Below are 11,166 nucleotides of genomic sequence, written 5' to 3'. Positions count from 1 at the left end.
CACGCCAGGAGGTACGTTGACCGCCGAGTCCGCGCCCCCCGCCCCGGTGCCCCTGCACCGCCTGCACTTCGACGCACCGGGCCCGCCCCGCCTCGCCGAACCTCCCGACGGCGCCCCCGTCTGGCTGGTCAGCCGCTACGCCGACGTCCGGCAGGTGCTCTCCGACCCGAGGTTCGGCCGGGCCCGGCTCTTCACCCCCGAGGCCCCGCCCCTCTCCGACGTCCCGGACCTCGTGAGCAGCCCCGACCTCATGTTCAACCAGGACGGCGCCGCCCATCTGCGGCTGCGCCGCACCCTGCGCCGGGCGTTCACCCCGCGGTCCGTCGCCCGCTGGCGGCCGTGGATCGCGGAGATGGTGGACGACCTCCTCGGCCGGCTGGAGACCCTGCCGAGGCCCGCGGACGCGGTCGGGGCGTTCACTCTCCCGCTGCCGGTGGCCGTGATCAGCCGGCTGATGGGGCTCGACGAGCCGGTCTGGGACCGGATGCGGTACTGGAGCGAGCACGCCTTCTCCGACGGCACCCACGACCGCGAACAGGTGGCGTCCGCCCTGGAGGAGTTCCGCGCGTTCGGCGCCGACCTCGTCGCCGAACGGCGGCGGACCCCCGGCGAAGACCTGGTCAGCGGGCTGGTCGCGGCGGCGGACCGGGAGGGCGGCGTACCGGATGCCCATCTCGTCACCCTGGTGTGCGGGCTGGCCGTCGGCGGCCACGACAGCACCTCGACCATGCTCGGCAACGCGCTGCTCTACCTCCTGGGCGAACGCCCCGCGAGCTGGCCGCGCCTGGGCGCCGACGAGGAGGCCGCCGGACGTGTCGCGGACCGGATCCTCCACCTCGTCCCGCTGGGCGACGACCGGGGCAGCGCCCGGCACACGGCCACGGACGTCGAGGTCGGCGGGGTGACGATCCCGGCCGGCGCGACCGTCCTCGCCGACTGCGGCCGGGCCAACCGCGACCCGGCCGTCTTCCCGCCCGCCACCCTCCACGACCTCTTCGCCCCCCTGGAGGCCCCCACCCTCTCCTTCGGCGCGGGCCCCCACTACTGCCTCGGCGCCTGGCTCGCCCGCTGCGAACTCCAGCTCGCCCTGCACCGCCTGGCGGCCCGCTTCCCCGGTCTGCGCCTGGCGGACCCCGCGGAACCGGTCTCCTGGCGGCTCGGCGCGACCTCGCGCAGCCCGCTGCGGCTGGACGTGGACTGGTAGGTCCCGGGCGCCCGGCGACGTTCCCCCTCAGCGCACCGCCGCCTCCGGGCCGGCGCCGTCGAGGTCGCGGACGCGGTGGAACGGGGCGTCCTGGACGCCGATCTGCTCGGGCCGGTACCAGCCGGCCGGGCGCAGCGCCGCCACGGCCTCCTCCGCCACGCCGAGAACCGAGGCGAACAGCGCCATGCGCACGGCGACGCCCCCGTCCGTCTGGCGGAAGACCGCGAGCCGGGGGTCGGCGTCCAGGTCCGGATCGAGGTCGATCGCCCCCGGGCGGGTGTCGCGGGGCAGCGGGTGCATCAGAACGGTCCCCTCGTGGCAGCAGGCGTCCACCAGCGCCCCGGTGATACGGAACTCCTCGCCGTACTCCGGGCTCTCGCCGCCGAGCCGCTCCCGCTGCAGCCGGGTGGCGTACACGACGTCGGCGTTCCTGAGCCCGGTGTCGGGCCGGTCCGTCTCCTCCACCCGGTGGCCGCGCGCCGCGCACAGCGCGAGCAGGTCCGCGGGCATCCGCAGGGCGGCGGGCGACACGCACACCAGCGTGAGGTCCCGGTACAACGACAACAGCCGCACCAGCGAGTGCACGGTCCGGCCGTGCCGGAGATCGCCGACCAGCGCGATCCGCCGCCCGTCCAGGGGCGTGCCCAGCCGGGCGCACTCCCGCTCCAGCGTGTAGAGGTCGAGCAGCGCCTGGGTCGGATGCTCACCGGCCCCGTTGCCCCCGTTGATCACCGGGACCCGCGTGGCTCCGGCGAACTCGCGCAGCGCCGGCTCCGCGGGGTGGCGCACCACCAGCACATCGCTGTACCCGCTGACGACACGGCTGGTGTCGGCCAGCGACTCGCCCTTCGACACCGAGGTGGCATCGCCGGACGAGGTGCTGATCACGGAGCCGCCGAGCTTCGCGAACGCCGATTCGAAGCTGAGCCGGGTTCTGGTGCTCGGCTCGAAGAACAGACTGGCCAGAACCGCGCCTTCGAGGACACGGCAGGAGGCCAGGCCGCGGGCGGCGGGCCGGAGCCGGTCCGCGAGGGCGAAGAGCTGGTCGAGATCTCCGCGTTCGAACTGTTCACTGGACAGGATGTGCCGGCCGAGCAGGGGCATGTCAGTACTCCGGGTGTACCACGGGACAGGTCACGTGAGGGTAGTTCCCCACCGCTCCCCACCGCTCCGCGCCGTCGCCCGGCGGGCCCGCCCCGTGCCCGGGTCGTAGAGGCCGGGGCCGTCTCAGAGGGTGAAGACCCTCTCGTGGTCGTCGCGCTGCGTGTACAAGTCCCAGTAGAGCGGCGCGACTTCGTCGGCCGAGGCCGACGGGGTCCCGGGCGGGGCGCCGGCGCCGATCCATACGCCGATGGCGACATGGGCGGCCTGCACCCCGGTACCGGCCAGTTCCTTGTGCAGGCCGATCGCCCAGTTGCGCAGCGCGGACTGGGCGGCGTTGATGTTGCCGAGCATCGGAAGAGGGTCGAGCGAGCCTGCCCCGTTGGTGTAGAGCAGGGTGCCCGCGCCGGCCGCGCGCATCGCGGGCAGTACGGCCCGGGTGGCCGCGATGGCCCCGTAGAGCAGGAAGTCCATCGCCCACCGCACATCGGACGGATCGGTTGCGGAAGGGACGGTGGGAGTCGTGGATGCGATGCTCACAGCGGGGGAGTACTCCAGGACGTCGATGCCTCCGAAACGCGTGGCGGCGTCCTGGAGCGCCCGGGTGAGCGCGGCATGGTCGAGCACGTCCGCGGGGAACGCGGCAGCGGTGATGCCTTCGGCGCCGAGCCGGCCGACCAAGGCGTCGAGCGTTGCGCGGTTGCGGGCGACGAGGGCGACATCGAAGCCACGGGATCCGAAGGCGCGGGCGATGGCCAGGCCCATACCGGGGCCGGCTCCGACGATGGCGATGCTGGGCACAGTGCCTCCTGAGGCGGGAAATCCTTGTGGGAACAGTGGGGTCCGGCGTGACGGCGCGTCCGTCGCCGGAAGCGGTGGCGGCACCCTCAGCTCTCGGGCGCCTCGACGAAATGGTTGTCGTGGGCTTCGTGAAGCCGGGTCAGGTCTCGCTCGTCGATCGTGGCGAGCCGCGCGAAGTACTCCTCGCGCGGGACGCCCGGCGTGAGGAGCATGAGCACGGTGGCGGGCTCGGCGCGCTCCTTGCGCAGCGCGTGGACGCCGCCCGCCGCGGCGTGTGCGGTGTCGCCGGGCCGCAGGGTGCGCCAGTCCCGTCCGTCGAAGAAGTCGACCTCGCCCTCCTCGACGACGAAGGTCTCGGCGAAGGTCGTGTGGAAGTGCGGGCCGGGGCCCCGGCTTGCGGGCGCCAGGCGCCAACGGTAGAGGCTCAGCGTCCCGCCGGTCTCCGCCGAGGAGGCGACGACTTCGATGCGGGAACCGTGGGCGCCGAGCGGGATCGTTCGGGTCCGAGGATGGTCGGGTCGCGTGGAGGGCCGGGCGACCGGGTCCGTGTCAGTCATGAGCAGAGTCTCGGAGCCCGCCCGTTCCGTTCGCGCTCACTTCGGCGGTGGCCTCACAATGGTGCGGTGATCCGCTACCGATTGGGCGCCGGTGCCGCGAGCGTACGGTGGGCGATGTCGCCGATCCATGAAGTGGGCAGCCTCGCCCGGCTGTTGACCGAACCCCAGCGCCATCCCGTGTTCCACCCGTGGCTGCGCCGCCGCCAACACCTGATTGCGCGACTGGACTTGAGGGCACTCACCGTTTTCATGGCCGACGGCGCGTATCGGCCCGACTTCCTCGATCCGTCACCGAGGTCCAGCGAGCCGACGTTCGAGGAAGGCATGCGGGACCTCCTTGCCGCACCCCTTGACCGGGCATCCGCGGAGCTGGCCGACGCCGCGGCGGGGCGCGGGGCGGACGTGGCCCGCCGGCTGCTCGACGACCCGGACCGGGTCAGGTCCGAGGCCGCCGACGCTCTGCGCCGCCTGTGGGAGGCCGTGGTGGAACCGGAGTGGCCGTCCATGCGGCAGGCGCTGCGGGCCGAGATGCTGGACCGGGCCCTGCAGGTCAACCGCGAAGGTCTGCGCGCGATCCTCCCACGCCTCCACCCGTCCGCCGGGTACGGAGGCGACACCGTCGACGTCGCGAAGGCCGTCGACATCGACGTGGACTGCCCCCACGGCCTCGTCCTCGTGCCGTCCCTGTTCATCACCGACCGGGTCCAGTGCACCACCTCGGACCACTGGACCCCGGCGATCTACTACCCGGCGTCCGGACGCTACCTGTGGTCGACGCCGGTCACGCCGAGGTCGCTCGACCGCCTCCTGGGCGCGACGCGCTCACGGATCCTCGCCGCGCTCACCACGCCGCTGCGGACGACCGCGGTGGCCGGGCTGGTGGGCGTCACCCTTCCGACGGCGAGCGAGCACCTGACGATCCTGCGGGACGCCGGCCTGATCGACAGCAGCCGGACCGGCCGCACCGTCACCCACGAGCTCACCCCGGCCGGCCACGCCCTCCTGGACGCGGCCGCCCCACGCCTCTGACCTGGTCGTACGGCTGCCGGGGTGGCGGGATGCGAACCCGCTCGTCGTCTTCACGACGAATCCTCCCGGCCGAGGACGGCCGCACCTTCGCGTACGGCCTTGGCGACGGCCGGGGCATCCTTCTTCGGAATCGCACCGTGGTTGCTGGGGACCTTCGCGCTGAGCTGAATGTTCGGCTTGCGCTCGAATACCTGGTCGAGGCTTGCGCGCATGCGTTCCTGCTCATCCCCCTTGCTGCCGAGAGACGTTCCCGAAGCAAGCACGTACCGCACGGGGACGGCGATGTTGTCCAGCACGGGGCCCAGTTCGCCCGCGCGGGCGAGCCGGCCGAGTTCAATGTTGCAGTCCGCCATCTGTGCGGCGGTCATCCGCGGGATCAGCCCCGTCGGGCGCAGCAGGGGCATGAACCAGTTCATTCGCCGGAACACCCTGCGAATCCGCTGCTCCATGGCCGTCGAGCCAGTCGTGAGGTTGCGCGCCGTCCACCAGGACCGCGCCCAGGGTGCGGTCGGGATTGCGGCCGGCCCAGTGTGCCCCGACGAATGCTCCGTAGGACCAGCCCACCACCAGCACCCGGGTCACACCCCGGGCCGCGAGAACGGCATCGAGATCATGGACAGCGGCCTCGAAGGAATAGTCCGCCGACTGCTTCGATCTCCTGCCGCGGGCCCGCTCGTCGTAGGTGATGTGCCGCCATCCCGTGCCGAGTTCGGCGATGACGTGCCGCCAGTACCCCTGGGTCGCGAACTGGCCGTTGAGATGGACCACGGGGACACCGGGGCCGCCGGTGTCGGTGACGGCCAGGGCCGTGTCGTCGACCGGCACCATCCCGGTCCACTGCGATTCGGTTGGGGAAGCGCTGCGTTTCGGCATGGGCAACTCTCGGTTGAGTGTGCTGTTTTGGGTGACTTCAGGGGATCTGTCAGGCGGCGTCGAGGGCGGTGGGACGGCGCCGTACGCCGCGGTCCGCAAGGCGGTCCTGCCCTGCTCGGACAGGGTGATGGGCATGGTCGTGTGCTCCCTTGAACCCTGTTCGGTTCGTCGCCCGTTCGACGCGCCTGGTAGCAGCCTGATCCGGTGCTCACCGGTGTACAACGGCGATGTCGGCAAGGCTGCGTCGCCCAACAGGTCATCCATGCGTGTTGTGTCAGTACAGCGATGACCGCAAGGTTCATGGCCGGGAGGGATCATGGAACTGCGGGACATCGAGATCTTCCTGACGCCGGCCGAGGAACTGCACTTCGGGCGCACCGCCGAGCGGCTGCACATCACTTCCTCCCGGGTCAGCCACGCCATCAAGAAGCAGGAACGGCGCATCGGCGCCCGGCTGTTCGCGCGCACCTCACGCACGGTCCGCCTCACCCCGCTCGGGGAGCGGCTCCGCGACGATCTGCTCCCCGCCCACCTGCAGATCCAGCAGGCCGTCGACCGGGCCGCCGCGGAGGCACGGGGGATCACCGGCACGCTCCGCGTCGGCTACTCCACGCCGTGGTGCGCAGACCTGGTCCTCCGCGCCGCCGAGAGCTTCCGCAGCCGCCACCGCGAAAGCTCCGTGCGGGTCCAGGAGATCCAGTTCGACGAGCCGATCGGCCCGCTGTGCCGAGGCGAACCGGAGGCGCAGGGCAGCGAGCTTCCCGTGCAGGAGCCCGGAATCACCACCGGACCGGTGCTGTTCCGCGAGCGCCGGGCGCTCCTTGTCGCGGACGGCCACCCTCTGGCGGGTCGCGACAGCCTGTCGCTGGAGGATCTGGCGGATGTGCCGCTGGTCGTACCCAAAGGGAAGATCCCCGAAGGCTCTGCTGGACGTCCACGTGCCCCCACGCACCCCGATGGGCCGCCCCATCCCCCGCAGCCCCTGCTACACCTTCTGGCAGGAGATTCCCGCCCTCGTCGCGGCCGGGCTCGGTGCCTCGATCGTGGCCGTGCACGCCGCCCGCCACCACGACCTGCCCGGGGTTGCCTTCGTGCCGTTCCGGGACGGGCCGACCGTCGACTACGGCGTGCTGTGGCCACCGCGAAGCCGGCCCCGTCCGTCCTGGCGTTCGTCGGCCTGCTCCACACCCTCGCCGTCACCGCCGCCCCGGACAACGCCTGACCACATGCCACAGGCGGCGCCGCAGCTCGGCGGTGGCCGCGCACGACCGCGACCTTGGCCCCGTTTCTCGGAGCGAGAACCACTCTTCACAACACGTCCTAAGGCCGAGAACGCTCTGACGACGGGCGTCCCGGATCGGTATCGTCGTCGGCCGGTGAGAGCGGGGCCGGAATGATGGATGCGTACGGGGAGCGGTTGGGGCCGGGGGCGACGGTCGGCCCCTACGTGGTCGAGCGGCTCCTGGGGTCGGGAGGCATGGGCCGCGTCTTCGTGGCAGCCTCCCCCACCGGCCGGCGCGTCGCGATGAAGGTGATCCGCGAGGAGTACGCCGCCGATCCGCGCTTCCGGGCGCGATTCGCCCGCGAGGTGGAGGCGGCCCGGCGGGTCAGCGGGGCGTACACGGCCTCGGTGATCGACGCCTCCACCGACGGCCCGCTGCTCTGGATGGCCACGCTGTTCGTACCGGGGCCCTCGCTCGCCGACCGGGTGAGGGACCGCGGTCCGTTGCCGGAGCACGAGGTGCGCGTCCTCGCGTACGAACTGGCCGAGGCCCTGCGGGACATCCACCGGGTGGGGCTGGTCCATCGCGACCTCAAACCCGGCAACATCCTGCTGACCGACGACGGTCCACGCGTCATCGATTTCGGCATCGCGCGTGTCAACGGCACCGACCGCCTGACCCGGACCGACGCCCTGGTGGGCACGCCGGCGTTCATGGCCCCGGAACAGTTCGTCTCGGGGGCCGGTGCGGGGCCGACCGCCGATGTCTTCGCGCTGGGCGGGGTGCTCACGTACGCGCTCACCGGCGCGGCTCCGTTCGAGGGCGACAACCCCTACGCGATCGCCTGGCACGTCGTGCACGGCGAGCCCGCGCCCCTCGCCGGTACGGGCCCTCTGCACGCGCTGATCGGCCGGTGCCTGGCCAAGGACCCCGCCGCCCGGCCGACCCCCACGGAGATCCTGGAACTGCTTCGGGAGAGCGCAATCCGGCCACCGGCGACCGCATCCGCCGAGGACGCGCCCCCGGTGCCGGAACGGGAACGGAAGGAGGAGGACCAGACCGGGCAGCACCATGCCGTGCCCGGCCGCCGCCCACGGCGGCGGGTGGCCCTGGGGGCCGGGGCACTCCTGGTCTCCCTGGCTCTCGGCCTCGTCGCCTGGCAGCAGCCGTGGACCGGTCGTGGGGACAAGGGACAAGGCGCGGCCGACGCCGCCCCCTCGTCGACGGTGCCTGCGGCCGCGGCGCGCTGGACGACGAAACTGCCGTCGGACGTCGGCCACTGCACCGCCACCGATGACCTGGTGCTCTGCGAGTCGCAGAAGGAGGCGGTCACCGCCTACGACGCCCGCACGGGAAGAAGACGGTGGGGAACCCCGCGTACGCGGGACAACAGCGTCATGCTCACCGTCTCGCCCAAGCGGTCCCTGGTGATCGTTGCCGAGGGGAACAACCTCATCGGCACCGGTGCGTGGGAACGGCAGGTGCTGCGCGCCGTGGATCTGACCACCGGAAGCGACCGGTGGAACGTCAAGGCTCCCATGGGTAGGTCGGCGGTACTGAGCGGTTCCGACCTCGTGGTGGGAAGCGCCTTCGGCATCAGCGGCAGGAACGTCGAGACGGGTGCCGAGACATGGGACCGGACCACGTCGAGCAGCGCGCCCGCCTACCCGAGAATGGTGGCGGGAGCCGTCGTCACCCTTAGCCCCGGCCGCGGCGCGAAACGCCTCCGGGCGGTGGTGGAGCGAATCGATCCGCGTACGGGCGAGGTGCGCTGGAGCCGCGACCTGCCGTCCCCCGATGTGTCCTGGGCGCACCAGTCCGACAAGGACTCCCTCGGCATCGAGGTCTGGAACAGCGAGATGACCCGCATGACGGAGTACACGCGTTTCGACACCTCCGGTACCCGCCGGGCGAGCCACGAGATCGATCCGCCGCAGACCGCGGGCGAAGAACCCGGGACCATCGTCTTCGGCCCCACGTGGAAGGTGGTGCGAGACCGGGTGAAGGGTCGCCTGGTCGCCACCGGCCTTGACGACGGCACGGTGCGATGGCAGCTGCCGATCGCCGGGTCGGACGCCGATCCGTACATCGACGCCAAGGGCCGCATCTACGTGCTCAGGGCGAACCGCACGCTTGTCTGTCTGGATGGCGCCGGCGGGCGGGAGCTGTGGCGGTCCGAACCCGTCCGGACATCGGAGCCCCGACCGTCCGGCGGCGGGTCGCACCTGACGGTCCGGGCCGACGGCGTCGTCTTCGCGGCCGTCGGCAAACGCACCCTGGCCGCGTTCGAACCACCGGGCCGTGCGGGCGCGTCCGGGTAGCCGCTCCGCCACCGATCGTCACCGGTTCCAGGTCACGGCGGTCCAGGCGCGAGCGCGGACGGCAGAGCATGCCGCGTCAAGGCCACCCGTGCACCCCGAGATGCCCATCGTCCATCGATGAGGGCACCGGCGGTGCTCCACGAGCCGAGCCGCGGACGCATCGGGCGGCCGGCTTCCCCCGGCTGTGTGAGATTTCGTGAGACGTGAGAGGGTGCGACAGGCATGAAACGGGTCTTCCGTACCTGGAGTTGGCACACTCCCAACGGCAGAGGGCCTCTGACGTACGCCACCCCAGTGGCCCGGGACCGTACATGCGAGACTCTTCGATATGAGCCTCAGCCGCGCCTTTCGTCGTGCCCTGTTCACCGCTGGAACGCTGTCTGCCGCACTCGTCATATCGGCCTGCAGTTCCGGAGATTCCACCAAGTCCAATGGATCTGGCACGAACTTCGTGACCAGCAGTGAGACCGGAATTTCCACCGTCGCCAAGGACGATCGGGTGATGGCCGGGAAGTTGGCCGGGAAGACTCTGGACGGCACGCAGTTTGATGTCGCCAGCCTCAAGGGCAAGGTTGTCGTACTGAACGTCTGGGGCTCCTGGTGCCCGCCGTGCCGGGCGGAGGCACCGCACTTCGTCAAGGTTTCGAAAGACCTCAAGGCGAGAGGCGTGGAGTTCGTCGGGATCAATACCCGGGACTTCAATAAGCAGCCCGCAGAGGCTTTCGAGGAAAACTTCGGGGTGCCGTACCCAAGCCTGTACGACCCGCGCGGCACGCTGATCCTCAAGGGGTTCCCCAAGGGGACCCTGGCCCCCAACGGCATCCCCTCGACAGTTGTACTGGACCGTGAAGGCCGCATTGCCGCCCGGACACTTCAGGCGCTTGACGAGGAAAGGCTTCGCTCCATGATTGAGCCAGTGACGGCCGAAAAGTGATTCCGCTGACGCAATTACCCGGTATTTATGGCTAGTTATTAGCCCTGAAGTCGTGCGAAGAATCACAAGCGTTGCGTGGCCATGACATGTTCCTGGTTTCTCCCCCTAAGGTCTGTGGCGACTCATCACTCACCCCTGGGGGGGACATGAAGAAGATGCGTGCAATCCTGACGACCATGGCCGTCGCTGCCGGTCTGCTCGTCCTGACGCCGGCGGCTCCCGCGTCGGCCTCGGCCATGGTCGCCGGCTCGTCCGTGTGCAGCGGAACCCTGGTCGACTACCAGCAGATGGGCACCTACCACAAGGTCGAGGTCTACTGGAACAGCTCGACCCAGAAGAACTGCGCCGTCCTGCTGACGAGTTACGGCACGAAGCACTCGATGACCGTGTCCGTTCAGCGCTGTACTGAGACCAGCCCGTCGGACTACTGCACGCCCGACTCCGGTTCGGGCGCCTACGCGCAGGACACCGGTAACTACGGGGAGTACGCGGGCCCCGCCACCGTGTACGCCGGGAACAAGTGCATCCGGGTCTTCGCCTACGCCACCATCGGCAGCCAGAGCTGGGGAGCGGACTCTGGCAGCATGCGCGGAGGCAAGCAGGCTGCATTCTGCTAGTCGGAGCGGAGCACGGCTTGAGCGAAGGGTGACCCGGCAAACCCCTTCGGTGCGGCGAGAGCCGCCCCGGCAGGTGCGTCGGACCGACGGACCGATTTCCTGAGGTTCGAGCCTGCATCGCGGCCGCAGGGGAGGGCGGGTCGCCCGTTGCGAGGCAAATCGGAGAGGGCCCGGTACCTGTGTGCCGGGTCCTCTGCTGATCCCTCGCGAGCGCCGGACCTGCTGGCCGAAGGCGTCGCACGGGTAGTCCGTCGACCTGTGGTCCGGTACGCATACTGGGAATTCGGCCGGACCGGGTGAGGCGGAGCCCGGCCGCGTCGCGCCATGACGGAGGGGCCTGGCACCTGGTGCCGGGCCCCTCTGTCGGTTGCTACTAAAGGTTGTTGCAGAACGTCTGGGTTAGGGCATTCATCTTGTATGGGTGGGGTGTTGCGGGCTGAGCCGTTGTGGGTGGAGACGTTCACCGGGTTGCGTATGGGCCGGTTCGAGAAGTTGGTGAAGGTGGT

At 70.9% G+C, this 11,166-nt stretch carries 11 protein-coding genes and 1 pseudogene; 7 read left to right on the top strand and 5 right to left on the bottom strand.

Annotated elements, in window-relative coordinates:
- Positions 1-16: 16 nt before the first annotated feature.
- On the top strand, positions 17-1,204 hold the full coding sequence (locus ACFVDM_RS36080) for a cytochrome P450 (RefSeq protein ID WP_383650833.1): 1,188 nt from the start codon (positions 17-19) through the stop codon (positions 1,202-1,204).
- Between the two features lie 27 nt (positions 1,205-1,231).
- On the opposite strand, the gene pyrB is transcribed toward ACFVDM_RS36080, so the two are convergent.
- The 3 genes from pyrB to ACFVDM_RS36065 form a co-directional block, all read right to left on the bottom strand.
- Entirely contained in the window at positions 1,232-2,308 is a 1,077-nt protein-coding gene (pyrB, locus tag ACFVDM_RS36075) for an aspartate carbamoyltransferase (protein ID WP_383650829.1), read from the bottom strand.
- Positions 2,309-2,431: 123 nt separating this feature from the next.
- Positions 2,432-3,106, bottom strand: coding sequence for an SDR family NAD(P)-dependent oxidoreductase (locus ACFVDM_RS36070; protein WP_383650827.1), 675 nt, complete (start codon positions 3,104-3,106; stop codon positions 2,432-2,434).
- A gap of 86 nt (positions 3,107-3,192) precedes the next feature.
- Positions 3,193-3,663, bottom strand: coding sequence for a cupin domain-containing protein (locus ACFVDM_RS36065; RefSeq protein ID WP_383650824.1), 471 nt, complete (start codon positions 3,661-3,663; stop codon positions 3,193-3,195).
- 114 nt (positions 3,664-3,777) lie between these two features.
- On the opposite strand from ACFVDM_RS36065, the gene ACFVDM_RS36060 reads away from it, so the two are divergent.
- A complete protein-coding gene (locus ACFVDM_RS36060) occupies positions 3,778-4,692 on the top strand; it encodes a DUF5937 family protein (RefSeq protein WP_383650821.1) in 915 nt (304 codons plus the stop codon).
- Between the two features lie 50 nt (positions 4,693-4,742).
- Here ACFVDM_RS36060 and ACFVDM_RS36055 read toward each other — a convergent pair whose 3' ends face one another.
- Together ACFVDM_RS36055 and ACFVDM_RS36050 are read right to left on the bottom strand one after the other, a co-directional pair.
- Positions 4,743-5,060, bottom strand: coding sequence for a hypothetical protein (locus ACFVDM_RS36055; RefSeq protein WP_383650818.1), 318 nt, complete (start codon positions 5,058-5,060; stop codon positions 4,743-4,745).
- A complete protein-coding gene (locus tag ACFVDM_RS36050; RefSeq protein WP_383650816.1) occupies positions 5,026-5,700 on the bottom strand; it encodes an alpha/beta fold hydrolase in 675 nt (224 codons plus the stop codon). The genes ACFVDM_RS36055 and ACFVDM_RS36050 overlap by 35 nt, the downstream gene beginning before the upstream one ends.
- Positions 5,701-5,881: 181 nt before the next feature.
- Here ACFVDM_RS36050 and ACFVDM_RS36045 point away from each other — a divergent pair, with 181 nt between their 5' ends.
- From ACFVDM_RS36045 to ACFVDM_RS36025, 5 genes and pseudogenes are all read left to right on the top strand, one after another.
- Entirely contained in the window at positions 5,882-6,787 is a 906-nt protein-coding gene (locus tag ACFVDM_RS36045) for a LysR family transcriptional regulator (protein WP_383650811.1), read from the top strand.
- A 171-nt stretch (positions 6,788-6,958) separates the two neighbouring features.
- A complete protein-coding gene (locus ACFVDM_RS36040; RefSeq protein ID WP_383650809.1) occupies positions 6,959-9,109 on the top strand; it encodes a protein kinase in 2,151 nt (716 codons plus the stop codon).
- A gap of 328 nt (positions 9,110-9,437) precedes the next feature.
- Positions 9,438-10,043 carry a TlpA family protein disulfide reductase gene (locus tag ACFVDM_RS36035; protein ID WP_383650807.1) on the top strand — a complete coding sequence of 202 codons (606 nt, stop codon included), beginning with the start codon at positions 9,438-9,440 and terminating at the stop codon, positions 10,041-10,043.
- Positions 10,044-10,219: 176 nt separating this feature from the next.
- A complete protein-coding gene (locus ACFVDM_RS36030) occupies positions 10,220-10,660 on the top strand; it encodes a hypothetical protein (RefSeq protein WP_383650805.1) in 441 nt (146 codons plus the stop codon).
- A 417-nt stretch (positions 10,661-11,077) separates the two neighbouring features.
- Positions 11,078-11,166: pseudogene (locus tag ACFVDM_RS36025) on the top strand (IS5/IS1182 family transposase); the annotation flags it as partial.

This window comes from Streptomyces sp. NPDC057682, assembly GCF_042799575.1.
Lineage (GTDB): Bacteria > Actinomycetota > Actinomycetes > Streptomycetales > Streptomycetaceae > Streptomyces.
This window is presented reverse-complemented; position numbering and strand designations above follow the sequence as displayed.

What these genes read in the sequence shown, in the direction of transcription:
- ACFVDM_RS36065 (WP_383650824.1), bottom strand. Translation starts at nt 3,663, where the DNA reads ATGACTGACACGGACCCGGTCGCCCGGCCCTCCACGCGACCCGACCAT.
- pyrB (WP_383650829.1), bottom strand. Translation starts at nt 2,308, where the DNA reads ATGCCCCTGCTCGGCCGGCACATCCTGTCCAGTGAACAGTTCGAACGC.
- ACFVDM_RS36050 (WP_383650816.1), bottom strand. Translation starts at nt 5,700, where the DNA reads ATGCCCATCACCCTGTCCGAGCAGGGCAGGACCGCCTTGCGGACCGCG.
- ACFVDM_RS36055 (WP_383650818.1), bottom strand. Translation starts at nt 5,060, where the DNA reads ATGACCGCCGCACAGATGGCGGACTGCAACATTGAACTCGGCCGGCTC.
- ACFVDM_RS36045 (WP_383650811.1), top strand. Translation starts at nt 5,882, where the DNA reads ATGGAACTGCGGGACATCGAGATCTTCCTGACGCCGGCCGAGGAACTG.
- ACFVDM_RS36035 (WP_383650807.1), top strand. Translation starts at nt 9,438, where the DNA reads ATGAGCCTCAGCCGCGCCTTTCGTCGTGCCCTGTTCACCGCTGGAACG.
- ACFVDM_RS36040 (WP_383650809.1), top strand. Translation starts at nt 6,959, where the DNA reads ATGATGGATGCGTACGGGGAGCGGTTGGGGCCGGGGGCGACGGTCGGC.
- ACFVDM_RS36030 (WP_383650805.1), top strand. Translation starts at nt 10,220, where the DNA reads ATGGCCGTCGCTGCCGGTCTGCTCGTCCTGACGCCGGCGGCTCCCGCG.
- ACFVDM_RS36060 (WP_383650821.1), top strand. Translation starts at nt 3,778, where the DNA reads ATGTCGCCGATCCATGAAGTGGGCAGCCTCGCCCGGCTGTTGACCGAA.